Raw genomic sequence first — 26,613 nt, 5'->3', positions numbered from 1 at the left:
CGTGACCGACGTTCCGTCCCGTTCCTTCAAGGCCGAGCAGGACCACGAGTTCGGCTTCGAGACCCGGCAGCTGCACGCCGGGCAGCGGCCCGACCCGAACACCGGCGCCCGCGCGGTACCGATCTTCCAGACCACCAGCTACGTGTTCGAGGACCCGGAGTCGGCGGCCGCGTACTTCAACCTGCAGGAGTACGGCAACACGTACTCGCGCATCATGAACCCGACCGTCGCCGTCTTCGAGGAGCGCGTCGCCAACCTCGAGGGCGGCACCGGCGCCGTCGCGTTCGCCAGCGGCATCGCGGCGCAGGCGGCCGCGCTGTTCACGCTGCTCGAGCCCGGGGACCACGTCGTGTCGTCCTCGGCGCTGTACGGCGGCACCGTCAACCAGCTCAAGCACCTGCTGCGCAAGATGCACGTGGAGCTGGCCTGGGTCGACCCCGACGACGTGGACGCCTGGCGGGCCGCGGTGCGCCCGAACACGAAGGCGTTCTTCGCCGAGACGATCGGCAACCCGGCCGGCAACGTGCTCGACATCGCCGCCGTCGCCGCGGTCGCGCACGAGCACGGGCTGCCGCTCATCGTGGACAACACGTTCGCCACGCCGTACCTGTGCCGGCCGATCGAGTGGGGCGCCGACATCGTCGTGCACTCGGCGACGAAGTTCATCGGCGGGCACGGCACCAGCATCGGCGGCGTCGTCGTCGAGGCGGGCACCTTCGACTGGTCCAACGGGCGCTTCCCGGTGGTCGCCGACCCGTCGCCGGCCTACCACGGGCTGCAGTTCCACGAGACGTTCGGCGCCTACGGGTACCTCATGAAGCTGCGCGCCGAGACGCTGCGCGACCTCGGGGCGGCGCTCTCGCCGTTCAACGCGTTCCTGTTCCTGCAGGGCCTGGAGACGCTCTCGCTGCGCATGGAGCGGCACGTCACCAACGCCCTGGCCGTCGCGCAGTTCCTGGAGGCGCACGAGCTCGCCTCGAACGTGACCTACGCGGGCCTTCCCGGCAGCCGGTACAAGGCGCTCGTGGAGAAGTACCTGCCGCGCGGCGCCGGGGCGGTCTTCTCCTTCGACTGCGCCGGCGGCCGCGAGGGCGGGCAGAACCTCATCCGGGGCGTGCAGCTCTGGTCGCACCTGGCCAACGTCGGCGACGCCAAGAGCCTCGTCATCCACCCGGCCAGCACCACCCACCGCCAGCTCAGCGACGCCGAGCTGGCCGCGTCCGGGGTCGGGCCGGGCACCGTGCGCCTGTCGGTCGGCACCGAGAGCGTGCCCGACCTGATCTGGGACCTCGAGCAGGGCTTCACCTACGTCAGCAAGGCGGTCTGATGGACCTTGAGCGGTACCAGAACCCGACCACGATCCAGCGTGTCCTGCACACCGGGGGCACCGTCGCGATCGTCGGCCTGTCCGCCAACGAGCTGCGGGCCAGCTACTTCGTCGGGTACTACCTCAAGCGCCACGGGTACACGGTCATCCCGGTCAACCCGCGCGAGTCGCAGATCCTCGGCGAGAAGAGCTACCCGAGCCTGGCCGACGTGCCGGTGCCGATCGACGTCGTGAACGTCTTCCGCGCGCCGCCGGCCGTGCCGGGCGTCGCCCGCGAGGCGGTCGCCGTACACGCCAAGTCGCTGTGGTGCCAGTTCGGCGTCATCAGCGAGGAGGGCACGCAGATCGCGGCCGACGCGGGCCTGGACGTGGTCGTCGACCGCTGCATCAAGATCGAGCATGCGCGGTACGTCGGGCGCATGCACTGGCTGGGCTTCAACACCCAGCGCATCACGTCGGTGCGCACCGGCCTGCAGTGACGCTCAGCGGCCCGGGACGGCGCGGTCCAGCACGACCTCGTACACGAGATCCGTGGTGATCGAGCCGATCCGGGCCAGCTCGCCGGTGATGCGGGCCAGGTCCGGCATGTCGGCCGCCAGCACCTCGGCCACGTAGCAGGCCTCGCCGGTCACCCGCACGCACCGCACGATCTGCGGCTCGCGCTCCAGCACCGACGCGACCTGGTCGTACAGCGCCCCGTGCACCTTCATCCGCACCACCGCCCGCAGCGGCAGCCCGCACGCGGCCGGGTCGACCCGCGCCGTGTACCCGGTGATCACGCCCCGCTCCTCCAGGCTGAGCAGCCGGGCCCGGGTCGCCGACACGCCCAGGTGGATGGCCGCGGCCAGCGCCGTGAGCGAGGCCCGGGCGTCGCGCTGCAGCTCGGCGAGCAGCCGCCGGTCGACGTCGTCGATCATCGCGGCAATCTACCGCAGATCTTGCGGCGAACGCGGCCGCGGACCGCGCGAACGCACTGCAGTCGCGGCCCCGCTCGCCGTAGCGTTCTGGGCATGACCGAGTTCGCCTACGTCGACGTCTTCGCCGCCGCGCCGCTGACCGGCGCGCCGCTGACCCTCGTCCCCCGCGCCGACGGCCTGACCGACGAACAGATGCGCGGGATCGCGCGCGAGTTCAACCAGTCCGAGACCACGTTCGTCCTGCCGTCCGGGGACCCCGGGGTGACCCGGCGGCTGCGGTCGTTCACGCCGACCGGCGAGGAGGTCTACGGCGCCGGGCACAACGCGCTCGGGGCCTGGCTGTGGCTGGCCGAGTCGCTGCTCGACGGCGACTCGGCCACGTTCCACCAGCAGATCGGCGAGGCGGTGCTGCCGGTGTACGCGTCCCGCGCCGCCGAGGGCCACATCGTCGTCGCCATGGAGCAGTCGCCGCCCGTCTTCGGCGCCGTCGCCGAGGACCGCGCCGGGCTCGCCGCCGCGCTCGGGCTGGCCCCGGACGACCTGGTGCCGGACCGGCCCGCGCGGGTCGTCTCCACCGGCGCCGGGCACCTGCTCGTGCCGGTGCGCTCGCGGGCCGCGGTGGACCGGGCCGTGCCGGATGCCGCGCGGCTCGTGCCCGCCCTGCGCGCGGTGGGGGGCGAGGGCTGCTACGTGTACACCTTCGAAGGCACCACCTATGCGCGCTTCTTCAATCCGGCCATGGGCATCCCGGAGGACCCGGCCACAGGGACCGCCGCGGGGCCGCTCGCCGCGCTGCTCGTGGCCGGCGGGCTCGCCGCCGGCCCGGAGGTCGTCATCGAGCAGGGCCACGCGATGGGCCGCCCGAGCCGGATCACCGTCACCGTCGACGGCGCCCGGGTCCTGGTCAGCGGCTCCGGCGTCGTCACCGCGACCGGTACCCTGGCCACCGGGCCGCGGCCGTCGCTCACCGCCCGCGACGAGACGTTCCTGCGCCGGGCGATCGAGCTCGCCACCCGGGCCCGGGCCGCGGGCGACGCCCCGTTCGGGTCGCTGCTCGTCGACGCGGACCGGAAGGTGCTCGCCGAGGACCACAACACCGTGGCGTCCGACGGCGACATCACCGCGCACCCGGAGCTCAAGCTCGCCCGCTGGGCCGCCCGCCACCTGAGCCGGGCAGACGCGGCCGGGGTGACGATGTACACCAGCTGCCAGCCCTGCGGCATGTGCTCCGGCGCGATCGACCGCTCCGGCCTGGGCCGCGTCGTCTACGCCCTGTCCACCCGCCAGCTCGGCCGCGGCTTCGCGCCCGTCCTCCAGGACGGCCCGGCCCTGCTCACCGAGGCCCGCGCCGCCGTCGAGGGGTACTACGCCTGACAGAATGGGCCGGTGAGGCGCGAGGCGAGCATCCTGCACCTCGACCTCGACGCCGCGTTCGCCAGCATCGAGCAGCGGGACAAGCCGTCCCTGCGCGGCCGCCCGGTCGTGGTGGGCGGGATCGCCGGGCGCGGGGTGGTGGCGACCGCGTCGTACGAGGCCCGGACGTTCGGCGTGCGCTCCGCCATGCCGATGTCGGAGGCGCGGCGGCGCCTGCCCGCCGGGGCGGCCTATCTCACGCCGCGCTTCGAGGCGTACCGCCGAACCAGCCAGATCGTGATGGAGCTGCTGCGCCAGGTGTCGCCGCTGGTCGAGCAGGTGTCGATCGACGAGGCGTTCGTCGACCTCGCGGCCGGCGGCCACGACTGCTCGGTGCCCGCCGTGACCGGGCTCGCGCGCGACGTCAAGGCCCGCATCGCCGTGGCGACCGGCGGCGTCACCGGCTCGGTCGGCATCGGCACCTCGAAGCTCGTCGCGAAGATCGCCTCCGACCTCGACAAGCCCGACGGCCTCACCGTCGTCGGGCCGGGCGACGAGCTGACGGTGCTGCACCCGCTGCCGGTGACGAAGCTGTGGGGCGTCGGCCCGGCGACCGCCGAACGGCTGCGCCAGGCCGGCATCCGCACCATCGGCGAGCTCGCCGCCCGCGAGCTCGTCGACCTGCTCGCCTGGTTCGGCCAGGCCCACGGCAACGGCCTGTACCGCCTCGCCCGCGCCGACGACGACCGCGCCCTGGTGGCGGAGCGCGACACGAAGTCGGTGTCGGCCGAGGAGACCTTCGGCACCGACGTCGCCGACCGGGCCCGCCTGGAGCGCGAGCTGGACCTGCTGGCCGACCGCGTCGCCAAGCGCCTGCAGGCCGCCGGCCTGTCGGGCCGCACGGTGACCGTGAAGGCCCGCTACTTCGACTTCACCACGATCACCCGCTCGGCCACCCGCGACCAGCCGACCGACGAGCCGCGCGCCGTCGTGGAGACGGCCCGGCGCCTGCTCGCGGACATCGACGTGACGGGCGGCCTGCGCCTGCTGGGGGTGGGGGTGTCCGCGCTGTCGGAGTTCGCGCAGGACACGCTGTTTCCCATCGGTACCCCTCCGGTGTCCGCCGACGCCGTTCCGGCGGACGCCGTCGGTGCGGACCCCGTTGTTGCGGACGTCGCCGCTGACCCGCCCGACGCGGAGTGGCGCACCGGTCAGGACGTCCGCCACGACGCGCACGGTCCGGGCTGGGTGTGGGGCGCCGGCCTGGGCCGCGTGACGGTGCGCTTCGAGGGCCCGCGCACGCCGCCGGGCCCGGTGCGCACCTTCAAGGCCGGCGACCCCGCCCTGCACCGGGCGCCCCCACCGGACTGGGCCTGACGACTATCATCGGCAGTCGTGCCTGCGCCCAGCCCGCCCGTCGTCGCCGTCCACCAGTCGTTCCTGGCCGCCATGGCCGAGTTCGTCGCCGAGGGCCGCGGTGGCCCCGACGACCTCACCATGGTCGCCCGCGAGATCCAGGATTTCTCCCCGACCTGGGACTCGCCCGCCGGGTTCGCCGACTACGTGACCGCCCTGCGCGCGCAGGCGCTCGAGGAGACGCCGCGGCCGGAGCACTTCGTCCCGTCGACGACCCTGTGGTGGGTGGACGGCTCCTCCTACTACGGGCGGCTCGCGATCCGCCACCGCCTCACCCCGAACCTGCTGGAGGTCGGCGGCCACATCGGCTACGACGTCCGCCCGACGGCCCGGGGCAACGGCTACGCGACGGCCATGCTGCGGGCGGCGCTGCCGATCGCGCGCTCGCTGGGCATCGAGTCGGCCCTGCTGACCTGCGACACCACGAACGTCATCTCACGCCGCGTGATCGAGTCGAACGGCGGCGTGTTCGAGGACGAGCGCGACGGCAAGCTCCGCTTCTGGATCCCGCTCCCGTGAAAAGTTCGGGAGGCCGTGTCGGATCGGGCCGAACGTCTTCGTAGCGGGGGTGAGCCGGCCACGAGGGACGGCCCCGAAGGAAGAGGGAACCCCCGATCATGAAACTGACGACGATGACCCAGCTCACCATCGACGGCGTGATGCAGGGCAACGGCGGCACGTCCGACGAGGACCGCAGGAACGGGTTCGAGCGCGGCGGATGGGCCCTGGGGAAGGGCGACGACCAGACCAGGGCGTACATCAACCAGGCCTACCAGCGCGCCGACGCGTTCCTGTTCGGCCGGCGCACCTACGAGCTCTTCACCGCCTCCTGGGGGTCCTTGACGGTCCAGGACGTCCCCGGCTGGGAGCCCGTCTGGCGGTCGCTGAACACCAAGCCCAAGTACGTGGCCTCGACCACCCTCACCGACCCGGCGTGGTCGGACACCACCGTCCTGTCCGCCGACCTCGTGGCCGCGATCGCGGACCTGAAGGCGAAGCCGGGCGGCGAGCTGCAGGTGCACGGCAGCGGCACCCTGGTCCGGTGGCTGCTCGAGCATGACCTCGTCGACGAGCTGACCCTGCTGGTCGTACCCGTGATCCTCGGCCAGGGCGCACGGCTGTTCCCCGCCGACGGCCCGGACCTCGCCCTCGACCTGGTCCAGTCCCGAGCCGACTCGAAGGGCGTCACGATCCAGGTGTACCGGCCGGCGGGGCGCCCGCAGTACGCCGGGGGCTGATCCTTGAGCATCTGGAGCTTTGCATGACCGATTTCCCGGAAATCCGCTTCGAGCTCACCCGTCCCGACGTGCGGCTGCGCGAGGCCTGGCTCGCCGCCTACGCGGAATGGCCCGCGGGCTCCCACCTGGACGGCACCGGCCTGCGCGAGGGCGACGACGTGCACAGCTCGGACGGCTTCGCCGCGTGGGTCGCGAAGCTGCTCCGGTGCGAGGACCCGCAGCTGACCCCCGCGGTGGGCCACGTGCACTCCACCTACCGGTGGATCATGGAGGACACCCTCTGCCTGGGCGCGATCGAGCTGCGGCACGCCATCGACCACCCGCTGCTCCGCGAGGCCGGCGGCCACATCGGGTACAACGTCCGGCCGGGCCACCGCGGGCGTGGCATCGCGACGTGGGCGCTGGGCGAGACCCTCCGGGAGGCGCGGTCGATGGGCATGGACCGGGTACTGCTCACCTGCTCACCGCAGAACACGGCGTCCGCCCGCATCATCGAGAAGGCCGGCGGGGTGCTCGAGGACGTCCGGGAGACGAGCATCGGCCCCAAGCGGCGGTACTGGATCACTCTGTGACCCGCCTCGGTCGCTATCGGGTTCGCCCCCGGGTCGCCCAGCGCGCGGCCGGGTCGCGCATCGCGGCCACGAGCGCGCAGGTCGCGGCGGCCGCGATGCCTGACCAGCGCAGGTGGGCGGGCGTCCACTCCCGGCCGGAGCCGACAAGCATCGGGGCCTGGGGAATCGACGCGGCCAGCAGCAGCGCCGCCAGCAGCACGGGCGTGGTGATGATGCCGGGCTGGTCGAATCCCTGGCGGCGGGCCCACGCGGCCACGGCCCACAGCACGGTGACCGCGGCGGCCAGCTCGGTCGTGAGGCCGAGGCCGAGGCTCCACCGCTCGCCCGCCGGAGCCGAGGGGAGATAGACGGCGAGCACCGCCGCCCACACCGGCACGACGACGGCCGCGGCACCGGCGATCCGCAGCCCCGTCCGGCGCGCCAGGCCGTACGGGCTGGCCTGCAGCGTGATCGCGGCGCTGTCGTCGAGCGCGTAGCCGCTGCCCAGGGCCAGCAGCAGGCCCAGGACGCGCAGGTCGCCGATGGCGTCGTGGGTGTCGCCGAGGCGGGCCGCCAGGTACGCGGCGACGGCGGCGGCACTCGTCGCGAACGGGGCCAGGCGCAGGCTGCGTACCAGGTGGCCGCTTCGGACCAGCTCCCGGGCAACGGACGGTGTCATGGCAGCTGGAGCCCGCCGAGGACGAGGGTGGCGGCCAGAACCGGGCCGCCGACGAGGAGCAGCCGGCGGCCCTGGGAGCGGTACACGGCGGCGATCGCGGCGCACGCGCAGAGGCCGGTCAGGTACGCGACGTGCAGCCAGGGCCGGCCCGGGACCGGCGTCCAGTTCTCGAACGTCATCCCGGTCGTCCACCACATCCACCAGGTGCCGCCGTGGATGTGGCGGAACGCGACGAGGCCGCCCAGCGTCGCGAGCACGAACACGATCAGCACGCCGCCGGCGAAGGGCAGCCAGCGGGCGGCGAGGACGCCGAGCAGCCCGGCGCCGGCGATGACGAGCGGAAGCTGGGCCAGCTCACCGGCGCTCATCAGGTCGTCGGCCGGGATGTCGTTGAGGCTGCCGATGACGGCCATGGCCGCCGCCGCGACGGCGCCGATGCCGGCCAGCGGCAGTGCGATGCCCAGGCTCATCGCCCAGGTCCGGTGCGTGTCCGCGGTCGGGGTGGCCTGCAGCATCTCCTCGGCCCGGCTGCGGCGGGCGCCGCTGGCGACCAGGTTCGCCGCGAACAGGACGATGATCGGCCCGAAGAACGTGACGGCGATGAAGATGGTGCTGTACCAGTAGTCGGCGTTGCGGCCGGCGCTGGCCGAGTCGGCGGCGGAGGTCACGGCCACGACGACCGGCACCAGCCACAGCACGGGGTGCCGCAGAAGGCGGCGGGCCTCCCGGCCGATCAGGATGGCGTTGCTCACGAGTGGGTGACCTCCAGATCGGGTTCGCCCATGAGCAGGAGGTACGCATCCTCCAGCGTGGGTGGGATCAGCTCGGCGCCGGCCGGCGGGTCGCCGACGTTGCGGAAGATGCCGTCGCCGGTGCGCCACGCGGCGAGGGCGGCGGCCGACCGCTGGGTGTCGGCCCACACGCGGGCCGCGGCCAGGGCGGTCAGCTCGCCGGGGGTGCCGGTGAACCGGACCCGGCCCTGATGGAACACGGCGATCCTGGTGCACAGGGCGGTGATGTCCTCGGTCTGGTGGCTGGACAGGACCACCGTGCGCCCCTCGCCGGCGTGCGAGATCATCTCCCGGAACCGCAGCCGCTGCTCGGGATCGAGGCCGACCGTCGGCTCGTCGAGGACGAGCAGGCCGGGATCGCCCAGCAGGGCCTGGGCCAGGCCGACCCGCCGGCGCATGCCGCCGGACAGGGCCCGGATCCGCTTGGCGCTGACGGACGCCAGCCCGGTCAGTTCGACGACCCGGCGGACCTCGTCGTGCCGGGCCCGCCGGTCGGTCATCTGCTTCAGGATCGCCACGTAGTCGATGAACTCGAAGACCGTGAACCCCCGGTGGAAGCCGGCGTCCTGCGGCAGGTAGCCCAGGCGCTCGCGGATCCGGGTCCGGTCGTCGGGGCGCGCCGGGTCACGGCCCAGCAGGGTCACCGTGCCCCGGTCCGGCGCCAGGACGGTGGCGATGATCCGCAGCAGGGTCGTCTTGCCGGCGCCGTTCGGTCCCAGCAGGCCGGTCACGCCCTGGCCGGCGTCGAGGTCGACGCCGGCCAGCGCCGTCGTGCGGCCGAAGGATTTCGTCGCGCCCTGCACGCGTACAGTCATGCACTGCTCCCGATTTTGATCATGACGGTGTGACGGGTGACGGCGAGCCAGGTGCCGCCGCCGACGGCCACGGCGAGCCAGAAGATCTGGGCGCCGACGCCGACGGCGAGGTCGAGGTGACCGGCGACGGCGGTCGGGACGGTCACCAGTACCCAGGCCGCGGCCACGACGCCGACGGCGACGACGGGTGTCATCCGGGCCGTCAGCGCCAGCGCGGCGCAGGTGAGCCCGGCCGTGGGCAGGAGCCAGGCGGCGGCCAGCCAGCCGGAGCCGGGTAGCGCCAGCCCGGCCGCGGCCACGATCGGCACCGTCACCGCCAGGACCGCGGCCGTGCGGATCAACAGCAACCGCAGTCCCGAGTACGGCGTGGCGAGCCCGATCTCCCGGGTCGGGTCGAGGCCGCCGGCGAAGGCCACCGCGACACCGGCCAGCGGCCCGAGCGGGGCGGCCACGAGAAACATCCGCAGCAGGCGCTCGTCGGCCTGACCCGCCCAGACGGCGAGCGCGAGCACCCCCGCGATCCCCAGCAGCCACGGCCCCCGCAGGGTCGGCGTGGCGGCGACGAGACGCGCCGTCGCCTCGCCGACGCCGAGGCGGGCCAGCAGCCGCTCGGGCCAGCCCGGCCGGGGAGCGTCGACCCGGTCGGCCACCTCCTGCCAGATCGCCTCGACCCGCCGGGTGTCGACGTGGGACGCGATCGCGCCCCGGCAGGCCGGGCACTTCATCAGGTGCGCCTCGGCCGACGCGGCCAGGTCCGGCGGGGCGGCCCCCTGCGCGTACCGGCGGATCGCCTCCGGATCCAGGTGCCAGACGGTCATCCGAACCTCCCCGTCATGCCAGGCGCTCCCGCAGCTGAGCGCGGGCGCGCATCATCCGTGTCTTGACCGTGCCCGGCGGGATGCCCAGCAGCCGGGCGGCCTCCCGCGTGGTCAGCCCGTCCAGGACCGTCGCCTGCACGACCGCCCGCAGCTCCGGGGACAGGCCGGCCAGCGCCGCGCCGACGTCGCCGTACTGGACCGCGAGCAGCACGTGCTCCTCGGCCGACGTCTCGACGCCGGCGAACTCGGTCAGCTCATCGGCCGGCGGCCGGCCCCGCCGCAGCGTGTCGACCAGGCGGCGGATACCGATGCCCCAGATCCACGCGGCCACCTCGCCCCGGCGGTCCCACCGCCCGGCCGACCGCCAGACCGCCACGAACGTGTCCTGCACGACCTCGTCGACGAGCTCCGGCGACGAGCACCGCCGCCCCAGGCGCACCAGCAGCCACGGCAGATGCCGCCGGTACAGCTCGGCGAACGCCTCCCGGTCGCCGTCCGAGATCGCCGCGAGGAGCTGGGAGTCCTCCCGGGGGTCCGGCGGTCGCGTCAGCATGCGTGACCTCCCGGTTCTCGTCGCCCGACGAGGCCAAGAGTCACATGCCCGGCGCTACGTCTCCCACCCATGCCCTGTTCGTCGTACCGGGCGGGGCGAACGGTTCACGGGACGGCCCGGCAATTGCTCCGAGTCGTGCCACCGCGATCTGGAATGCAGCACAAGGCCGGTGATCCCCGGACACGCATCGCGCTGCGAGCACACGACATCGTGCTCATGCACGATCAGTTCCCCCGGACAGACTCGCTTGCCTTGACCGCCGGACGCCCACGACCCGGGCCGCCGATCGACCCCATCGCCGGCAACGCCGTCGAAGTCCTCCGGCGACTCGGCGTACTTGCGCTCGAACGCCCCGGCCAGCGCTTCCTCCAGCCCGTAGAAGGCGCGGTTGAGCCGCCCCTCGAGGTCGTCTTCGGACGACCAGTCGACGTCGACCAGCCGCCGGGTCAGGCCGGCCAGATCCGACAGACCGAGGTACTCGAACGCATCGGCGGCGCGCCGAACCTCCTCGGGCGAGCTGGTGTCCAGCACCGCCGACACCCCGCTGCCCATGATGCGCCCGTACGGCTTGGCCATCGCCCGAAGATGCCGATCCCCGACGCCGGCGTGAACCTCATCGGACATCGCACGGTTCCAGACCAGGTCGGCCTTGGTGAGGACGTACGTCACGGCCGCATCATAGGGCGGGCCCCGGGAAGCCGGAAATGACCTACTCCGCCAGCGGCATGTGCCCCTACCGTGCAACCGGTCGATATCCGATCAGGCTTCGAGTCCACCGGCGTCGTCCGCCTCCACCGCGCGTTCACCGCCGACCAGGCGGCCGCCATGCGCAACGCCCTGTGGCAGCACGCCGAACGCCAAGCCGGGCTCCAGCCGACCGACCCGGCCACTTGGGCGGGCTCGACCGTCCTGAACTGGCAGAGCGTGAGCCGCGACCCGGTGTTCAGACCACTCGTCGACAACCAGGCGGTGCGCGACGCCCTGGACGCCATCTTCGGGCCCGGCAGCTGGCGACGCCCGCGGGCCGGCGCCCAGATCCTGTTCTCCCTGCCCGAGCCGGAGCCGTGGGTCCTTCCGGACGGCTGGCACATGGACTGCGGTTTCGACCATGCAACCTGGCCGGTACCGTCCGTCAAACTGTTCGCGTTCGCCGGCGCGGCCACGTCTCCGCCCGGATTGCATGGGATACCCGACCAAGCGGGCGACGGCACGTACCGCGATGTGCAGCACCATGCGGTGCGGCCCTGCCCGCGGTGGGTCCCGGCCGATCGGACGCCGGCTCAGCCGTTGTAGTGCGCGCCGTTGGTGTAGTGGTCGGTGTAGTGCGTCATCTTGGGGTCCGCGGCGTGGATGGTGTCGACGCGGTCGTACTTGCCGTCGTGGTCGGCGTCGGTGTAGAGCCGGTCGAGGTTGCCGTCGCCGTCGCTGTCGACCTGCAGCAGGTCCGCCTTGCCGTCCTTGTCGGTGTCGTACTTGACCTCTTCCATGCGCCCGTCGTGGTCGTGGTCGTACCCACGCGCGTCGATGTAGCCGTCGTGGTTGCTGTCCCACGCCTGGTTGTCGAGGTTGCCGTCACCGTCGAGGTCGTACTGGTACACGTCGTCGCGCCCGTCCGCGTTCGTGTCGGCGCTGAGCCACTCGTCGTGGCCGTCGTAGTTGGTGTCGTGCTCCACGACGTACGGAATGTCGGCGTCGGTCATGGTGGGCCCCCTCAGTTGATGTGTCTCAGCTCACGGTAGACCCGCGCCGGACCGGGCAAATCCCGAATCCGTGCCGCCCCGACCAGGCCATTCGGCCGTCTCAGGACAGGGATAACCCCAACCCGTACGCCCGCCGCCGCACCCGGTGGAAGGCTCAGACGTCCCGTCGGTGGTGCACGATCAAGGCGGCGGTGACCGCGGCAAGAGGCCAGATCAGATATCCGTGCTAGATCTCCGCGCTCAGCGGCTGGTTGGTCGTGAAGAGCCGTGGCAGCATCTCCGCGCTCAGCGGGTCGCCCTGACCGGCCCGATATCCGGTCGCCGGGCTCGGCGCGGTCGCGCAGAATCGGTCGGCGTGAGTGCGCAGCTGCGGGACCTCGCCCGCGACACGTTGCAGATCCTCCGCGCCGCCGCCTACCGGCCTCCAGGCGGCGGACGCGTCGACCTGACCGCCGGCATCCGCGCGGCGGTCGGCGGCACCCGGCTGTACCAGCCCGGGCAGGCGCTGCCGGGCCGTCCGCCGAACGGGCCGGCCCCCGCGGTCTCGGTCACCGGGGAGAGCACCTTGGCGGCCAGCCGCCGGCTGGCCCGCGACGGCGACGTGGCCGCGCTCGTGTTCGCCTCCGCGAAGCACCCGGGCGGCGGCTTCCGCACCGGCGCCCAGGCCCAGGAGGAGGGCCTGGCTCGCGCGTCGGCGCTGTACAGCTGCCTGACCGCCGCGCCCCAGTTCTACACGCTGCACCGGTCCCGCAGCGACAACCTCTACACCGACAGCGTCATCTACTCGCCCCGCGTTCCGGTGTTCCGCGATGACGATGGACGGCTGCTCGAGGATCCGTACCAGGTCTCGTTCCTGACCGCCGCCGCCCCCAACCGCGGGGCGCTGCCGGCCAGCCGGGCCGGCAAGGTCGCGGCCGCGCTCGCCGTCCGGGCCCGCCGCGTGCTCGCCGTGGCCGCCGCCCACGACCATCGGCGCCTGGTGCTCGGCGCCTGGGGGTGCGGCGTCTTCCGCAACGATCCGCAGACCGTGGCCGGCGCGTTCGGCGACGCACTCGCCGAGAGCGCCGGGTGCTTCGACGAAGTGGTGTTCGCGGTGCTGGACCACGCGAAGGGGGCCCCGGTGCGGGCCGCGTTCACGGCCCGGTTCCCGCCCGCACGCTGAGCACAAGGCGGGGGTGGACGCGCCACCGGCCGGACGGTGCGCCACCGTCCGGCCGGTCGCACGGGTCAGCGTCGCTTCAGCACGAACACGCCCCAGCCGAGGTACCGCCGCCGGTAGCGCACGTACAACGCCGGCGCGGTGTCCAGCTCGGCCCGCACCTCGCCTGCCAGCTCGTCGTCCGGGTTGGCGTCGAGCCAGGCCCGCAGGCTGAACCATTGCGCGGCCGCGTACCGGTCCCAGCTGTCGCCGTCGGCCAGCACCATCTCCACCACGTCCCAGCCGAGCCGGCCGAACGACTCGACCAGCCCGGGCAGGTCGTCGAACTCGTCGCGGGACGTGAAGCCGCAGCCCTCGACGGCCGCCTGGTCGGGGTCGATGCGCCAGTACGGCTCGCCGACGAGCAGGAGCCCGCCGGGTACGAGACTCTGCTCCAGCAGTGCCAGCGTCCCCGGGACGCCGTCGCCGATCCAGGTCGCGCCGATGCAGGCCGCGACGTCGACCGGCGCGGGCGCGACGAAACCGGCGGCGTCGTCGTGCACGAACGCCACACGGTCGGCGACGCCCAGCTCGGCGGCGCGGGCCCGGGCGGTGCCGAGGAAGTACGTGCTGATGTCGACGCCGGTCCCGGAGATGCCGTGGTCGCGGCTCCAGGTGCAGAGCATCTCGCCGCTGCCGCAGGCGAGGTCGAGCACGGTCTGGCCGGGGCGCAGCCGGATCACGTCGCCGAGGAGGGCGAGCTTCTGTTCGGTGAAGGGGTTGTGGATGCGGTGGTCACGCTCGCGGATCACGAAGATTCGCGGAAGATCCATGTCGGGAGGTCCTTACGTCGGAAGGGAAACAGGGCCGGGTAAGGACACGGGCCGTCATCAAGCCACCTCCTGCAGACGTGAGAGGCGCCGAACATAGCCGCCGCGGGTCCGGAACGCGACCGATTTCTTCCGCCTGACCGTCAGTCGCATCCGCCGTCGGGCTCGGCGGCCATCGACACGATGACGGAGCTGTCGGGGTAGCCGTCGATCTGCAGGTCGCTCGGGACGCCGGCGACGTCGCGGCAGTACTGCAACGAGTCCGCGGGCGTCGCCGCCGGTCGCCATCCCGCGCGTTGCAGGTCGGCGTCGTAGACGTTCAGAAGCTCCTCCCGCCCGTACGGATGGTCGCCGTGCAGCGTCAGGGTCACGTTCGTGAACGAGGTGTCCTCCTCGTTGAGGATGCGGCAGGCCTTGCTGTCGCGCGGGGCGCCGGCCTTCTGGACGCCCGGCGGCCGCACCTTGAACACGGGGTCGTCGCGGTAGGCGTCGAGGAGGCGCTCCTCGTGGGGCGGCGGCGTGCAGCCCGGGCGGAGCTCGTCCTCCTGGGCGCACCCGGCGAGCAGGGCCGGCAGCACCGCGGCGAGCAGCGCGAGGCAGTGACGAAAGGCCATGCCCGGCATGGTAGGCGTCAGTGGTCCCGGAACGTGCGCCGATAGACGCCCGGGGCCACCCCGACCACCTGGTGGAAGTGGCGGCGCAGCGTGGTCGCGGTGCCCAGGCCGGTGGCCGCCGCGATCGCGTCGAGGCCGTCGCCGGTGTGCTCCAGCAGCTCCTGCGCCCGCCGGATGCGCTGGTTCAGCAGCCAGCGCAGCGGTGTGGTGCCGGTCGCGGCGCGGAACTGGCGGGCGAGGTGGCGGCTGCTCACGCTCGCCTGGCGGGCCAGGTCCTCGACGGTCAGCGGCTGGTCCAGGCGCCGGGCGGCCCAGGCGAGCAGCTCGCTGAGCGGGCGGTCCTCGGGCGCCGGGACCGGCGTGGCGACGAACTGAGCCTGGCCGCCGGGCCGGTGCGGGGCCACGACGAGCCGGCGGGCGACCGCGTTGGCGACGGCGGCGCCGTGGTCGCGGCGGACCAGGTGCAGGCACAGGTCCAGCGCGGCCGCCTTGCCCGCGGAGGTCAGCACGCTGCCCTCGTCGACGTAGAGCACGTCCGGGTCGACCTCGACGTGCGGGTAGCGCGCGGCCAGCGCCCCGGCGTACTGCCAGTGGGTCGTGGCCCGCCGCCCGTCCAGCAGTCCGGCCGCGGCGAGCACGAAGGCCCCGGTGCACAGCGACGCCACCCGCGCGCCGGCCTCGTGTGCCGCGCGGATGGCCGCGACGAGGTCGGCCGGCGGGTCGGCGTCGAGCTCGGCCCAGCCGGGCACGATCACGGTGCCGGCCCGGGCCAGCCGGTCCAGCCCGTCGTCGGGCTCCAGCAGGAACCGGCCGTCGGCGCGGACCGGGGCGGCGCCGCAGATGACGAGGTCGTACCAGGGCGCGACCGGCACGGGCGGGGCCGAGCCGAACAGCTCGCAGGCCAGCGACAGCTCGAAGTTGAGGACCCCGTCGGCGACAGCCACCGCGACTGTGTGCATGTCCGAAACTGTACGCATCTCGTCGTTCCCGACGCTCACGGTCCCCCGGTCCCGGTCGGCACGATGAGCGAGTGGATCTTTCAGGCAGGACCGTGACCGTCTACGGCGCGTACGGGCACACTGGTCGTTTCGTCACCGCCGCGCTGCTCGAGCGCGGCCTCACCCCCGTCCTGGCCGGCCGCGACCCGCGCCGCCTCGAGGCCGTGGCCCGCGCCAGCCTCGACACCCGGCCGGCGGCGGTCGACGACCCGGCGGCGCTGGACCGGGCGCTGGACGGCGCGGCCGCGGTGATCAACACGGCCGGCCCGTTCGCCGCGACAGCGGGCCCGGTGATCGAGGCCGCGCTGCGGGCCGGCATCCCGTACGTGGACGTGGCCGCCGAGATCGAGGCCAACGCCGACACGTTCCGGCGCTTCGGCGAGCGCGCCGGGGCGGCCGGCGCGGTCGTGGTGCCGGCGATGGCGTTCTACGGCGGCCTCGGCGACCTGCTCGTCACCGCGGCGATGGGCGACTGGACCCGGGCCGACCGCGTGGACATCGCGTACGGCCTGGACAGCTGGCACCCCACCCCCGGCACCCGCATCGCCGGCGACGTCTCCCGGCAGCGGCGCAACGGCCGCCGGGTCCGCTTCACCGAGGGCCGGCTCGACTACCACGACGACGCGCCGCGGACCGAGCGCTGGGCCTTCCCGCCGCCGGCCGGCGCCCGCGAGGTCGTCGCCGAGTTCTCGATGGCCGACATCGTGACCGTGCCCAGCCACGTGGACGTGCGGGAGGTGCGCACCCACATGACGGTCGAGGCGGCGCGGGACCTCGCCGCCCCGGACACGCCGGCCCCGGTCGCGGCCGACGCGAGCGGCCGCTCCGCCCAGTCGTTCGTCGTCGACGCCGTCGTGCACCGCGGTGGGCAGCGGCGACGGCTCGTGGCGTACGGCCGCGACATCTACGCCGTCACCGCGCCCCTCGCGGTGGAGGCGGTCACGCGCATCCTCACCGGCCGCACGCGCACCACCGGCGTCGCGTCCGCGGGCGCCATGTTCGACGCCGCGGACTTCCTGGCCGCCCTGGCCCCCGACATCGTCGTCGAGCCGGCCGGCTGACGTGCGCGCGACCGGAAAAGCGCGACCGGAAAGCGCGACCGGAAAGCGCGACCGGAAAAGCGCGACCGGAAAGCGCGACCGGAAAGCGCGACCGGAAAGCGCGACCGGAAAGCGCGACCGGGAAAAGCGCGACCGGAAAAGATCGTCCTCGGGCCGTGAGGCGGCGGCCCGGCCGGCGCGCAGAATTGGCTTCCATGCGCGCCGCCCACCTGCACGAGCTGGGAACGCCCGACGTCATCCGGTACGGCGAGCTCGACGACCCCGTGCCCGGGCCGACCGACGTCCTCGTCGAGGTCGTCGCCACCACGGTCAACCCGGTCGACGCGTTCGTGCGGTCGGGGCTGTTCCGCACGCCGCTGCCGATGCCGTTCGTCGTCGGCCGCGACCTCGCCGGGACCGTCGTGGCCGCGGGGCCCGGGGCGGCCGGGTTCGCGCCGGGCGACGCCGTGTGGTGCAACAGCCTCGGCCATGCGGGCCGGCAGGGCGCCGCCGCGCAGTTCGCGGTCGTGCCGATCGAGCGGTCGTACCCCCTCCCGCCCGGCGTCGCCCCCGAGACCGCCGTGACCGTGGCCCACCCCGCCGCGACCGCGTACCTCGCGCTGTTCACCCACGGCCGGCTCCGGGCGGGCGAGACGGTCGCGGTGGCGGGCGGCGCGGGCAACGTCGGGGCCGCGCTGATCGTGCTGGCCGCGGAGGCGGGCGCCCGGGTCGTGGCGACCGCGTCCGCAGCCGACGCCGAGTACTGCCGCTCCCTGGGCGCGCACGAGGTCCTCGACTACCGCGAGGCCGGCCTCGGAACCCGACGGCCGGACCTGTACGTCGACACCTCCGGCCGCAACGACCTGGAGACGGTGCTCGACCGGCTGGCGTTCCGCGGCCGCGCGGTCATCCTGTCCGGGGCGACCTCGCGCCCGGTCCTGCCCGCGGCGGCGCTGTACATGGACGACCGCACGGTGACCGGCTTCGTCATCTCCCACGCCACGACCGCCGAGCTCGCCAAAGCCGCCGCGGCCGTCAACCGCCTGCTCGCCGCGGGCCGCCTGCGGCCCCGCGCGACGGTGGAGCTCCCGCTGTCGGCGACGGCCGAGGCCCACCGCATGCTGGAGCGCGGCGACCTCCGCGGCCGGCGGGTCGTGCTGCGCCCCGGCGTCCGCTAGGCGAGCACCTTGAGCAGTTCGCGGGCCAGGGGCGCGGCCGAGGCCGGGTTCTGCCCGGTGTACAGGTTGCGGTCCACGACCGTGTAGGGCTTCCAGCTCTCGCCGCGCTCGAAGCGGACGCCCAGGTTCTTCAGCTCGTCCTCGAGCAGCCAGCGGGCCCGCGCGGCCAGGCCGACGGCGTCCTCCTCGTCGTTGGTGTAGGCGGTCACGCGGTACCCCTGGAAGGGTGAGACGCCGTCGCGCCGGGTGGCCAGCATCGCGGCCGGGGCGTGGCAGACGACCGCGAGGGGCTTGCCGGACGCGAGGGCCGCGCTGAGCAGCCGGCCCGAGTCGGCGTCGTCCCACAGATCCTGCATCGGGCCGTGGCCGCCCGGGTAGTACACGGCGTCGTAGTCGGACAGCCGCACCTCGGCCAGGACGAGCGGCCGGCGCAGCTCCTCGGCGGAGCGCAGCACGCTCTCCTCGTCGAGGGCGCCCTGCTCCCCGCCGGCCATCGACGGGCGCAGGCTCATCACGTCCACGTGCGGGACGACGCCGCCGGGGGTGGCGACCTCGACGGTGTGGCCGGCCTCGGTCAGCGCGCGGTACGGCGCCGCGAACTCCTCGGCCCAGTAACCGGTCGGATGCCGGGTGCCGTCCTTGAGCGTCCAGTAGCTGGCCCCGGTGAGCACGAACAGGATCTTCGCCATGCGACCGACGGTGCCGCGGGCCGGGGTGATGCCGCCTAGTCCTGTCCGGGTGGGCCCCGGCGACGGGGCATCGGAGCGCGCCCGCAGCCGCTACAGTCGCCAGCGTCGATTCCCGAAGGAGGACGAGATGCGTCGGTCGATGGCAGTCCTGTTCGCGATCCTGGCCCTGGGCACGCTGACCACGGTTCCGGGGGCGACGCCCGACTCCCCCGTGGTGCTCCACGTCAACGCCGAGAAGGATTACCACGACGCCGGTGAGACCCGGCCGGAGTAGGCGACCGGGTCGGGCGGCGAGGGGGAACATGAGCGGCGCGGGCGGCCGGAGGCGGCTGGCGGTCGTCACGGGCGCCGGGCGCGGGCTCGGGGCCGCCCTCGTGGACCGCCTCGCCGCCGGCAACTGGGACGTCATCGCCTGCGTGCGCACGCCGCGGGTCCCGGCCGGCCCCGACCGCGTGGTGACCGTCGTGCAGGACGTGCGCGACCCGGTCGGGGCGGCCCTGCTCGCGGCCGTCGGCGAGCGGCCGGTCGACGCGCTGGTCAACAACGCCGGCGTGGGGGCGCCCGGGCGGCCCCTCGCCGAGTGCGACCCGCAGAGCATCCTGCACGCGGTCGACGTGAACGTGGCCGGGCCGCTGCGGCTCACGCAGGCGCTGCTGCCCCGGCTCACCGCCGCCCCGGCGCCGATCGTCGTCAACGTGACGTCGCGGCTCGGGTCGCTGTCCGCGCAGGCCGCGGGCGAGTTCGCGGGGCGCAGCACCAGCTACGCGTACCGGATCTCGAAGGCCGCCCAGAACATGCTCACCATCGCCCTCGCGCAGGAGCTCGCCGGGCGGGTGCGGTGCTGGGCGGTGCACCCGGGGAGCCTGACCACGGCCATGGGGGTCGCCGGCGCCGCCACGTCGCCCGAGCGGGCCGCCGACCGGCTCGCGGAGCTGCTCGACAGCGCCGACCCGGCCTCGCCGCGGTACCTGTCGCTGGACGGGAGCGAACGGGACGGGCCCGAGCTGGCCTGGTGAGCCCGGCTCAGCTGGGGGCGACCAGGTCCAGGTGGCCGGCGACGAAGGCCTGGACCCGCTCGGTGCGCACCGCGTCGAGCAGCTCCAGCGTCGTCTGGTCGAGGGTCTCCGCGTTGGCGGCGTCCGGGCTGTTGTTGAAGGTGCCGTTGTTGGTCTTGATGGTGAGCAGGTCGTCGCCGCCGATGCCGCGCATGGCGTACGCCCAGTCGGCCAGGTCGAGGCCGCCGCTGTCGATGGTCATCGCCTTGCCCACGACCTGCAGCACCTGGCTGAGCCGGCCCGGGTTGGTGAGCACGTCCTGGCTGAGCATCTTCTTGAACACGGCCTTGAGGAACTGCTGCTGGTGGCGCTGGCGGTCGTAGTCGCTGTTGGGCAGCAGCTCGCGCTGGCGCACGTAGTCGAGGGCCTGCCACGGCTCGAGGTGCTGGTAGCCGACGTGGTACACCACCGGCGTCACCCCCGCCACCGGGGACAGCCCCTGGCCGCCGTCGGCCCGCGTGTACTGCCGGAACGGGACCTTGGTCTCGCCCTTGGCGTCGTGGCCGATGTGGACCGAGGTGGTCTCCTCGTCCACGTACATGTCGACGCCGCCGAGCACCTCGACGACCTGCTGGAAGCCGGTGAAGTCGACGATCGCGGCGCCGTCGAACGTGATGCCCCACAGCGACTTGATGGTCAGGGCGAGCAGCTCCACGGCGTGGGAGCGCTGGTTGGCCCCGGTGAGCCCGTCGCCGCCCCACGCGTAGGCGCCGTTGATCTTGTCGTGGCCGCCCTCGTACTCCTTCACCCCGTTGTCGTACGGCGGAATCTTCACCCACGTGTCGCGCGGGATGGAGACCAGGTAGGCCTGGTCGTGGCTCGCCGGGATGTGCAGGATGATGATCGAGTCGGCCCGCACCAGGTCGGCCGGGTCCTGGCCGGGCCGCGCGTCGATGCCGATGAGCAGGATGTTCTTGGCCCCGTCGATGTCGACGTGCCCGCGCTGCTGGGCCTGGCGCCCGCTGTCGCCGAGCAGGTTCTCCTGGGCGACGCCCCGGGTGGCGTACTTGAACAGCGCCTCCTTGCCCGCCAGCGCCCCGCCCGCCAGGAGCGTGAACACGAGCCCGAACGCGATGAGCAGCCGTGCCCACACGGGGTCGCGGCCGGGCAGCCGAGGGGCGCGGCGCCGGCGATCTGGGGGGTCCGGCGAGGTCACGGCCGACTCCTGAGGGTCAACGGGCTTTCACTGTACAAGATCACCGCCGGTGGATCGGGTGGCCTTCACCGCTATTGACGCAATTCCCAGGCCGTGCGTTGCACCGGGCCGCGGTCCCACACGGCCGAGGACCACCTCGTCGAGTCCTGCTCGGCCCCTGCAGGAAGTCGAGTCCTGCTCGGCGCTGGAGGAAACGGCACGGTGACGGGGTGGCCCGCATCGGCCAAGATGGGCGGCGTGGGCATGACGGCGCGGCGGGTCGCGATCGGTGGCGGGCTGTCCGCCGTGGCGCTGCTCGGCCTGGCCTACGCCCGCACCGCCGCCACCATGGTGCTCGCCGTCGTCGCGCTCGCCGTCGCCGGGATCGTCACCCTCGTCCCCGGGCCCGACCAGGCGCCGCGCCGCGACCGGCTGCTGCTGCCCCTCGCCGCCAGCGTCGCGCTCTCCACGCTCGCCGCGCTCTCCGTCGTGTGGGCGGCCGTCACACCCGAGGGGCCGATCCCGTGCGTCGGGCCGTCGAGCGCCGCGCGGCTCGGGCTCGCGGCCGCGTTCGTCGCGCAGGGCGCGGCGGCGGTCGTGGTCGTGCGGGCCGCGAACCGGGACCGGGGGGCGGCGTCGTGGCGCGCGTACCTGCGCCACAACCCGCGGCTGCGCGCCTCGCTCGCGGTCGCGCTGCACCTGGCCGCGCCCGCCGCCACGCTCGCCGTGCTCGCCGGGGCGACCGCCTGTCACCTGAGCCACACGCGGCTGCTCGACACGCTTGCCGCCGGTACCGTCGCCGCCGCCATCGCCGGGGTCGACCTCTTCCTCGCCGTCCGGCTCGCGGGGCTGGTGACCCTGGCGCCGGCGCGCGCCGTGGACACCGACGGGATCGAGCTCGCCCTGCTGGCCGCCGACATCCGCTCGATCACCCAGCTCAGCGTCGTGCACCTCACGCACGACGAGCTCATGGTCACCGCCCGTGTCGGCGTGCCCGCCGGGGCCGACGTCGCCGCGGCGCTGCACGAGGCCCGGGCCCACATCCGCGACTTCGTGCCGACGGCCCGGCACATCTATCTTCAGCCCCATTTGCAGGGTTAAATATGCCTTCGGACTGACAAACGCGACAAACGGGGAGGGCTTATGGCCATGGGGATGAGCCGGCGGGCGGCGATCGCGGCCGGCGCGGGGGCGACCGCGGCGCTTGTCGCGAGCGGGTCGGCGGGCGCGGCGCCGGCCCGGGACGAGCTCGCCGGGCTGCCGCCGGCCGAGAAGATCCGGCGGGTGTACGGGCGGCAGAAGGCGAAGGCCGGCGGCACCTGGTACTCGCACGTCACGCGGGTCAACGCCGCGGGCGCGCTGGAGACCGTGGTCGAGGACGACGCCGACCACGTCGTGAACGGGTACAGCGTGCAGAAGCTGGCCGTCGCGACCGCGGTCATGGACAAGATCGACCGGGGCCGGCTCACCCTCGGGCAGAAGCTGGACCTGCAGGCCGACATCATCCTGGGCGGCAGCGGGATCTACTTCCTGCACACCGTCTGGGGCGACGACATCACCGTGGCGAACTTCCTCACCGCGATGCTGCTCGTCTCCGACAACACCGCGGTGCGCATGTGCGGGCGGGTCGTGCCGGCGCTGGAGATCAACGACATCCTGGCCGCGAAGGGCTTCGTGCACACCCGGGTCGAGCCGGTGGCCAACCCGAACCGCTTCTTCCTCGGTACCACCACCCCGCACGAGATCACCGACCTGCTGACCCGGCTGGCGAACGGGACGCTGCTGTCGGCGTCCTCGTGCACGTTCCTGCTGAGCATCCTGCGCTGGATCGACGGGTACCACGACGGCATCCGCCGCAACATGTCCTCGGAAGAGCGCAGCCGGGTCGCGACCAAGTACGGCGCCGACTTCAACACGCTCGGCGCGGCGCGGCACGAGGCCGGCATCATGTTCGGCGCCGACGGCTCGCCGGCGCTGGTGTACGGGTTCTTCGCCGAGGCCCTGGGCGACCTCGACAACTACGGCGCGACCCACCCGGCCGTCGAGGCCCACGCGGTGCTCGGCCGCACGATGTTCGACACGATCCAGACCACCACCACGGCGGCCGCCCGCACGAAGATGCTCGTGCCGGAGTTCAAGCCCAACAACGGCGGCTGACCCGTCCTGCCCGCGCCGCGCGATTCGCCCGGCGCGGGCCCGCCGCCGTTAGTGACGGGGACCGGCGGGTAGAGCCCGGCCATGACCACGGGACTGCTTCGCGGTGCGCTCGCCGGTGCGGCCGGGACGACCGCGCTCAACGCCGCCGGATACCTCGACATGGCCGTGCGCGGACGGCCCGCCAGCAACGCGCCCCAGGACCTCGTCGAGCGGGCCGCCGAGGACGCCGGGGTGCACGTGCCCGGCGACGAGCGGACCCGCGCCAACCGCCTGCAGGGGCTCGGCCCGCTGGTCGGCGCCGGGGTCGGCATCGCCGTCGGCGCCCTGGCCGGCCTGCTGCACCACGCCCTGGCCCGCCGCGGCCGGGAGCTGCGCCCGGCGGTCGAGGTGGCGCTCATCGGCGGCGTGGCCATGGCGCTGGCCGACGTCCCGCTGAAGGCGCTCGGCATCAGCGACCCGAGGACGTGGTCGGCCAAGGACTGGGCGAGCGACATCGTGCCGCACCTGGTGTACGGCACCGTCACCCGCGCGGCCCTGCGGCGACCAGGTACGGCTCGGCGTCGGCCGCTCTGAACGTCAGGCCGTGGCCGGGCGCGTTCAGGTCCGGCCACGGCCTGACGTTCAGAGCGCCGTCCTCGCCCGGCCGGGTGACGCCGTCGAGCAGGCATCTTGTACGCCGCCCAGCGCACCGGGACGCAACATCAGCCACGGTCGCCCGGCCGATGCGAGATGCGCTGCTCCGGGTACGCGCCGAGGATCTCGCCGTGCACCGCGGCGTTGAGCACCTCCGCGAGGTGCACGGCGCGGCGCCCGGTGCCGGCGTCCTCGATCTGCGTGCGGCACGAGAAGCCGTCGGCGAGCACCAGGGTGCCCGGGTCCGCGGCGCGCACGGCGGGCAGCAGGGTCCGCTCGGCGCAGGCGAGCGAGACGTCCCGGTGCCCGGCGGTCATGCCGAAGTTGCCGGCCAGCCCGCAGCAGCCCGAGTCGAGGTCCTGCGCCTCCAGGCCGATCGCGTCCATCAGCGCGGCGTCCGCCTCGGCGCCGAGCACCGCGTGCTGGTGGCAGTGGCGCTGCACGATCGCGCGGCCGCCGCCGGGCAGCTGCGGGGCGAAGTCCGGGGCGCGTTCGGTCAGCAGCTGGGCGAGGGTGACGCTCTGCCGGGCCAGGCGGTCGGCGTCCTGGTCGCGGCCGAACAGCTCGCCGAGGTCGGAGCGGAACACCGCGGTGCACGACGGCTCGAGGCCGACCAGCGGCAGGCCCTCGCGCATGTACGGGGCGAGCGTGTCGACGGTGCGCCGCAGCACCCGCCGGGCGGTCCCGAGCTGGCCGGTCGAGATCCAGGTCAGGCCGCAGCAGACCGGTTTGGGCGGGACGATCACCTCGAAGCCGGCGGCCTCGAGCACGCCGACGGCCGCGGCGGCGATGGCGGGCGCGAACGCGGTGGTGAACGAGTCGGGGAAGAGCAGCACGCGGCCCCGCTCGCCGGTGCCGCGGGAGCCGCGGCGGCGCAGCCACTTGTCGATGCGGGCGGGCGCGAACCGCGGTACCGAACGCTGCGGGTCGATGCCCGCCAGGCGTTTCGCGCCGGGCAGCCGCGCGGCCAGGCTCGCCAGGTCGGGCGCCACCGACGCGGCCCGGGCCAGCAGCGGCAGCCAGCCGAGGGAGTAGTGCTCGCGCGGGCGCAGCCGCCCGGCGTAGTGGTGGTGCAGGAACTCGGCCTTGTACGTGGCCATGTCGACCTGCACCGGGCAGTCGCTGCGGCAGCCCTTGCAGGCCAGGCAGAGGTCGAGCGAGTCGCGCACCGCGGTGCTGCGCCACCCGTCGTCGATGACCCCGCCGTTGACCATCTCGAACAGCAGCCGGGCCCGGCCCCGGGTCGAGTGCTCCTCGTCGCGGGTGACCTGGTAGCTCGGGCACATCACGCCGCCGTCGGGCGCGCTGCGGCGGCACTCGCCGACCCCGGCGCAGCGCATCGCGGCCCGGGCGAAGCTGCCGTCGTCCTCGGCGTAGCGGAACGCGGTCGCGGGCTGGGCCGGGGCGTAGTCGGCGCCGAGGCGCAGGTCGCCGTCGAGGGGCCGGGCGTGCACGACCTTGCCGGGGTTCATCCGCCCGGCCGGGTCGAAGATCGCCTTGAACTCCTCGAAGGCCCGCACGACGTCGTCGCCGTACATGATCCGCAGCAGCTCGCCGCGGGCCTGCCCGTCGCCGTGCTCCCCGGACAGCGAGCCGCCGTGCTCGACGCACAGCCGCGCCGCGCGCCGCACGAACTCGCGGTATTGGGCGATGCCGGGGGCGCTGGTGAGGTCGAACGGGATGCTGCAGTGCACGCAGCCGTGGCCGAAGTGGCCGTAGAGGCTGGTGGCGCCGTACCCGAACTCGTCGAGCAGCCCGCCGAGCGCGCGCAGGTAGTCGCCGAGCCGCGCCGGGGCGACCGCCGAGTCCTCCCAGCCGGGCCAGGCGTCGGGGCCGTTCGGGGTGCGCGCGGTGGTCGCGAGGGCGGCCTCGCGCACCTTCGCGAGCCGCTCGCGCATGTCGTCGTCGTCCAGGATCGTGCCCGGCCCGTCGTGCTCGGCGACGACGGCCCGCGCGGTCCGTTCCGAGTCGTCGCCGGCGAAGTCCGCCATGAGCCAGGCACGGCCGTCCGGCAACGCGCGCAGGATCTCCGTCGGCCGGTGCTCCTCCCGCTCGTACCGCAGCAGCTTCTCGTCCAGCCCCTCCAGCTGGATCGGCGAGTGCGCGGCCACCCGCGGGGCCGCGTCGCCCGCCGCCGCGATGTCGGGGAAGCCCAGCAGCACGGTGACCAGGTTCCCGGGCCGGGGCAGCACCCGCAGCTCGGCCCGCAGGACCACCACGCAGGTGGACTCGGTCCCGACGAGCGCCCGGGCGACGTGGAACCCGTGGTCGTCGCGCAGCTCGGGCAGGTTGAAGCCGGAGACCCGCCGCGGAATGTCCGGGAATCGGGTCGCGATCTGCTCCTCGTAGCGGTCCCGCAGCTCGCGCAGCGCGTGGTGGAGCCCGGTGTCCTCGAAGCCGGCCCCCACCCACATCCGCGTGCCGTCGTACGTCAGGATCTCGAGGCGCTCGACGTTCGCGGCGGTGGTGCCCGACCACTGGGCGGTGGACCCGCAAGAGTTGTTGCCGACCATCCCGCCGATCGTGCAGTGCGAGTGCGTCGCCGGCTTCGGGCCGATGATCAGGCCGTGCGGGGCGAGCGCCGCGTTGGCGTCGTCCAGCGGCGTGCCCGGCAGGATCACCGCCGTGCGGGCGTCCGGGTCGACGGACTCCACGCCGCGCACGTACTTCGAGAAGTCCAGCACCACCGCGACGTTGCAGCACTGCCCGCCGAGGCTGGTGCCGCCGCCGCGGGACACGATCGGCACGTCGTGCTCGCGGCAGACCCGCACGGCGGCGACCGCGTCGTCCGGGTCGCGCGGGCACACCACGGCGATCGGTACCTGGCGGTAGTTGGAGCCGTCGGTGGAGTATGCGGCCCGCGCCCCGGCGTCGAAGCGCACGTCGCCGCGGACCGCCCGGCGCAGCGCCGACTCCAGCCCCGCCGCGTCGCGGGACTGGGGTGCGGCCCGGCGGGCGGTCGGCGCCGGCAGGGAGACGACCGCCATG

Annotated in this window: 30 protein-coding genes; 16 read left to right on the top strand and 14 right to left on the bottom strand. The window is 74.0% G+C overall.

The features are described from left to right. Position 1: 1 nt before the first annotated feature. Both ACPPVO_RS27615 and ACPPVO_RS27610 read left to right on the top strand, forming a co-directional pair. Positions 2-1,327, top strand: a complete 1,326-nt coding sequence (locus ACPPVO_RS27615) for an O-acetylhomoserine aminocarboxypropyltransferase/cysteine synthase family protein (RefSeq protein WP_426514058.1) — start codon at positions 2-4, stop codon at positions 1,325-1,327. Continuing rightward, on the top strand, positions 1,327-1,806 hold the full coding sequence (locus ACPPVO_RS27610; protein WP_426514057.1) for a CoA-binding protein: 480 nt from the start codon (positions 1,327-1,329) through the stop codon (positions 1,804-1,806). Before ACPPVO_RS27615 ends, ACPPVO_RS27610 begins: the two co-directional genes overlap by 1 nt. A gap of 3 nt (positions 1,807-1,809) precedes the next feature. Here the strand turns inward: ACPPVO_RS27610 and ACPPVO_RS27605 are convergent, their stop codons facing one another. Further along, positions 1,810-2,244 carry an Lrp/AsnC family transcriptional regulator gene (locus ACPPVO_RS27605; protein ID WP_360370482.1) on the bottom strand — a complete coding sequence of 145 codons (435 nt, stop codon included), beginning with the start codon at positions 2,242-2,244 and terminating at the stop codon, positions 1,810-1,812. 93 nt (positions 2,245-2,337) lie between these two features. Between ACPPVO_RS27605 and ACPPVO_RS27600 the strand changes: the two genes are divergently transcribed. From ACPPVO_RS27600 to ACPPVO_RS27580, 5 genes are all read left to right on the top strand, one after another. Continuing rightward, entirely contained in the window at positions 2,338-3,618 is a 1,281-nt protein-coding gene (locus ACPPVO_RS27600; protein ID WP_426514056.1) for a PhzF family phenazine biosynthesis isomerase, read from the top strand. A 12-nt stretch (positions 3,619-3,630) separates the two neighbouring features. Continuing rightward, positions 3,631-4,974 carry a DNA polymerase IV gene (locus ACPPVO_RS27595; protein ID WP_426514055.1) on the top strand — a complete coding sequence of 448 codons (1,344 nt, stop codon included), beginning with the start codon at positions 3,631-3,633 and terminating at the stop codon, positions 4,972-4,974. Between the two features lie 18 nt (positions 4,975-4,992). Continuing rightward, positions 4,993-5,532 (top strand): GNAT family N-acetyltransferase, encoded by a 540-nt coding sequence (locus tag ACPPVO_RS27590; protein WP_426514054.1) that lies wholly within the window; start codon positions 4,993-4,995, stop codon positions 5,530-5,532. A gap of 98 nt (positions 5,533-5,630) precedes the next feature. Next, complete coding sequence (locus ACPPVO_RS27585; RefSeq protein WP_426514053.1) at positions 5,631-6,251, top strand: dihydrofolate reductase family protein; 621 nt, start codon at positions 5,631-5,633, stop codon at positions 6,249-6,251. Positions 6,252-6,274: 23 nt separating this feature from the next. Then, positions 6,275-6,823 carry a GNAT family N-acetyltransferase gene (locus ACPPVO_RS27580; RefSeq protein WP_426514052.1) on the top strand — a complete coding sequence of 183 codons (549 nt, stop codon included), beginning with the start codon at positions 6,275-6,277 and terminating at the stop codon, positions 6,821-6,823. Positions 6,824-6,836: 13 nt separating this feature from the next. On the opposite strand, the gene ACPPVO_RS27575 is transcribed toward ACPPVO_RS27580, so the two are convergent. The 6 genes from ACPPVO_RS27575 to ACPPVO_RS27550 are packed head-to-tail and all read right to left on the bottom strand — an operon-like array spanning position 6,837 to position 11,127. Next, positions 6,837-7,481, bottom strand: a complete 645-nt coding sequence (locus tag ACPPVO_RS27575) for a hypothetical protein (protein WP_426514051.1) — start codon at positions 7,479-7,481, stop codon at positions 6,837-6,839. After that, entirely contained in the window at positions 7,478-8,233 is a 756-nt protein-coding gene (locus tag ACPPVO_RS27570) for a hypothetical protein (RefSeq protein WP_426514050.1), read from the bottom strand. Before ACPPVO_RS27570 ends, ACPPVO_RS27575 begins: the two co-directional genes overlap by 4 nt. Continuing rightward, entirely contained in the window at positions 8,230-9,087 is an 858-nt protein-coding gene (locus ACPPVO_RS27565) for an ATP-binding cassette domain-containing protein (protein WP_426514049.1), read from the bottom strand. Before ACPPVO_RS27565 ends, ACPPVO_RS27570 begins: the two co-directional genes overlap by 4 nt. Next, positions 9,084-9,905 carry a hypothetical protein gene (locus tag ACPPVO_RS27560; protein ID WP_426514048.1) on the bottom strand — a complete coding sequence of 274 codons (822 nt, stop codon included), beginning with the start codon at positions 9,903-9,905 and terminating at the stop codon, positions 9,084-9,086. The genes ACPPVO_RS27565 and ACPPVO_RS27560 overlap by 4 nt, the downstream gene beginning before the upstream one ends. Before the next feature lie 13 nt (positions 9,906-9,918). Beyond that, positions 9,919-10,458: an RNA polymerase sigma factor gene (locus ACPPVO_RS27555; RefSeq protein WP_360370456.1), complete on the bottom strand. Its 540-nt coding sequence runs from the start codon at positions 10,456-10,458 to the stop codon at positions 9,919-9,921. Between the two features lie 54 nt (positions 10,459-10,512). Continuing rightward, positions 10,513-11,127, bottom strand: coding sequence for a hypothetical protein (locus ACPPVO_RS27550; RefSeq protein ID WP_426514047.1), 615 nt, complete (start codon positions 11,125-11,127; stop codon positions 10,513-10,515). A 69-nt stretch (positions 11,128-11,196) separates the two neighbouring features. Between ACPPVO_RS27550 and ACPPVO_RS27545 the strand changes: the two genes are divergently transcribed. Next, the gene (locus ACPPVO_RS27545) at positions 11,197-11,751 is read left to right on the top strand and encodes a hypothetical protein (RefSeq protein WP_426514046.1); all 555 of its coding nucleotides are present in this window, start codon (positions 11,197-11,199) and stop codon (positions 11,749-11,751) included. On the opposite strand, the gene ACPPVO_RS27540 is transcribed toward ACPPVO_RS27545, so the two are convergent. Beyond that, on the bottom strand, positions 11,739-12,158 hold the full coding sequence (locus ACPPVO_RS27540; RefSeq protein ID WP_426514045.1) for a hypothetical protein: 420 nt from the start codon (positions 12,156-12,158) through the stop codon (positions 11,739-11,741). The two genes, ACPPVO_RS27545 and ACPPVO_RS27540, sit on opposite strands and share 13 nt — an antisense overlap. Before the next feature lie 355 nt (positions 12,159-12,513). Between ACPPVO_RS27540 and ACPPVO_RS27535 the strand changes: the two genes are divergently transcribed. Then, the gene (locus ACPPVO_RS27535) at positions 12,514-13,320 is read left to right on the top strand and encodes a TIGR02452 family protein (RefSeq protein ID WP_426514044.1); all 807 of its coding nucleotides are present in this window, start codon (positions 12,514-12,516) and stop codon (positions 13,318-13,320) included. A gap of 65 nt (positions 13,321-13,385) precedes the next feature. On the opposite strand, the gene ACPPVO_RS27530 is transcribed toward ACPPVO_RS27535, so the two are convergent. The 3 genes from ACPPVO_RS27530 to ACPPVO_RS27520 form a co-directional block, all read right to left on the bottom strand. Beyond that, on the bottom strand, positions 13,386-14,129 hold the full coding sequence (locus ACPPVO_RS27530; protein WP_426514043.1) for an SAM-dependent methyltransferase: 744 nt from the start codon (positions 14,127-14,129) through the stop codon (positions 13,386-13,388). Positions 14,130-14,269: 140 nt separating this feature from the next. Continuing rightward, complete coding sequence (locus ACPPVO_RS27525) at positions 14,270-14,740, bottom strand: hypothetical protein (protein ID WP_426514042.1); 471 nt, start codon at positions 14,738-14,740, stop codon at positions 14,270-14,272. A 17-nt stretch (positions 14,741-14,757) separates the two neighbouring features. After that, positions 14,758-15,699 (bottom strand): helix-turn-helix domain-containing protein, encoded by a 942-nt coding sequence (locus ACPPVO_RS27520; protein ID WP_426514041.1) that lies wholly within the window; start codon positions 15,697-15,699, stop codon positions 14,758-14,760. 71 nt (positions 15,700-15,770) lie between these two features. Here ACPPVO_RS27520 and ACPPVO_RS27515 point away from each other — a divergent pair, with 71 nt between their 5' ends. Both ACPPVO_RS27515 and ACPPVO_RS27510 read left to right on the top strand, forming a co-directional pair. Further along, the gene (locus tag ACPPVO_RS27515) at positions 15,771-16,799 is read left to right on the top strand and encodes a saccharopine dehydrogenase family protein (protein WP_426514040.1); all 1,029 of its coding nucleotides are present in this window, start codon (positions 15,771-15,773) and stop codon (positions 16,797-16,799) included. Positions 16,800-16,993: 194 nt separating this feature from the next. Beyond that, entirely contained in the window at positions 16,994-17,956 is a 963-nt protein-coding gene (locus ACPPVO_RS27510) for an NADPH:quinone reductase (RefSeq protein WP_426514039.1), read from the top strand. On the opposite strand, the gene ACPPVO_RS27505 is transcribed toward ACPPVO_RS27510, so the two are convergent. Continuing rightward, complete coding sequence (locus ACPPVO_RS27505) at positions 17,953-18,645, bottom strand: type 1 glutamine amidotransferase domain-containing protein (RefSeq protein WP_426514038.1); 693 nt, start codon at positions 18,643-18,645, stop codon at positions 17,953-17,955. The genes ACPPVO_RS27510 and ACPPVO_RS27505 overlap by 4 nt on opposite strands. 127 nt (positions 18,646-18,772) lie before the next feature. On the opposite strand from ACPPVO_RS27505, the gene ACPPVO_RS27500 reads away from it, so the two are divergent. Beyond that, positions 18,773-18,919, top strand: a complete 147-nt coding sequence (locus tag ACPPVO_RS27500; RefSeq protein ID WP_426514037.1) for a hypothetical protein — start codon at positions 18,773-18,775, stop codon at positions 18,917-18,919. Between the two features lie 28 nt (positions 18,920-18,947). Further along, positions 18,948-19,661, top strand: coding sequence for an SDR family NAD(P)-dependent oxidoreductase (locus ACPPVO_RS27495; protein ID WP_426514036.1), 714 nt, complete (start codon positions 18,948-18,950; stop codon positions 19,659-19,661). 7 nt (positions 19,662-19,668) lie between these two features. Here ACPPVO_RS27495 and ACPPVO_RS27490 read toward each other — a convergent pair whose 3' ends face one another. Beyond that, positions 19,669-20,856 carry an LCP family protein gene (locus ACPPVO_RS27490; RefSeq protein WP_426514035.1) on the bottom strand — a complete coding sequence of 396 codons (1,188 nt, stop codon included), beginning with the start codon at positions 20,854-20,856 and terminating at the stop codon, positions 19,669-19,671. A gap of 237 nt (positions 20,857-21,093) precedes the next feature. Between ACPPVO_RS27490 and ACPPVO_RS27485 the strand changes: the two genes are divergently transcribed. The 3 genes from ACPPVO_RS27485 (at position 21,094) to ACPPVO_RS27475 (ending at position 23,565) form a co-directional block, all read left to right on the top strand. After that, positions 21,094-21,936, top strand: a complete 843-nt coding sequence (locus ACPPVO_RS27485) for a hypothetical protein (RefSeq protein ID WP_426514034.1) — start codon at positions 21,094-21,096, stop codon at positions 21,934-21,936. A 54-nt stretch (positions 21,937-21,990) separates the two neighbouring features. After that, entirely contained in the window at positions 21,991-22,992 is a 1,002-nt protein-coding gene (locus ACPPVO_RS27480; protein ID WP_426514033.1) for a serine hydrolase, read from the top strand. 81 nt (positions 22,993-23,073) lie between these two features. Beyond that, the gene (locus ACPPVO_RS27475; protein WP_426514032.1) at positions 23,074-23,565 is read left to right on the top strand and encodes a hypothetical protein; all 492 of its coding nucleotides are present in this window, start codon (positions 23,074-23,076) and stop codon (positions 23,563-23,565) included. A 128-nt stretch (positions 23,566-23,693) separates the two neighbouring features. Here ACPPVO_RS27475 and ACPPVO_RS27470 read toward each other — a convergent pair whose 3' ends face one another. After that, positions 23,694-26,612, bottom strand: a complete 2,919-nt coding sequence (locus ACPPVO_RS27470) for an FAD-binding and (Fe-S)-binding domain-containing protein (protein WP_426514031.1) — start codon at positions 26,610-26,612, stop codon at positions 23,694-23,696. Position 26,613: the final 1 nt, after the last annotated feature.

This window comes from Dactylosporangium sp. McL0621 (genome assembly GCF_049995355.1).
Lineage (GTDB): Bacteria > Actinomycetota > Actinomycetes > Mycobacteriales > Micromonosporaceae > Dactylosporangium.
Note: the sequence above shows the minus strand (reverse complement) of the source record. Positions and strands in the feature narration are given on the sequence as shown.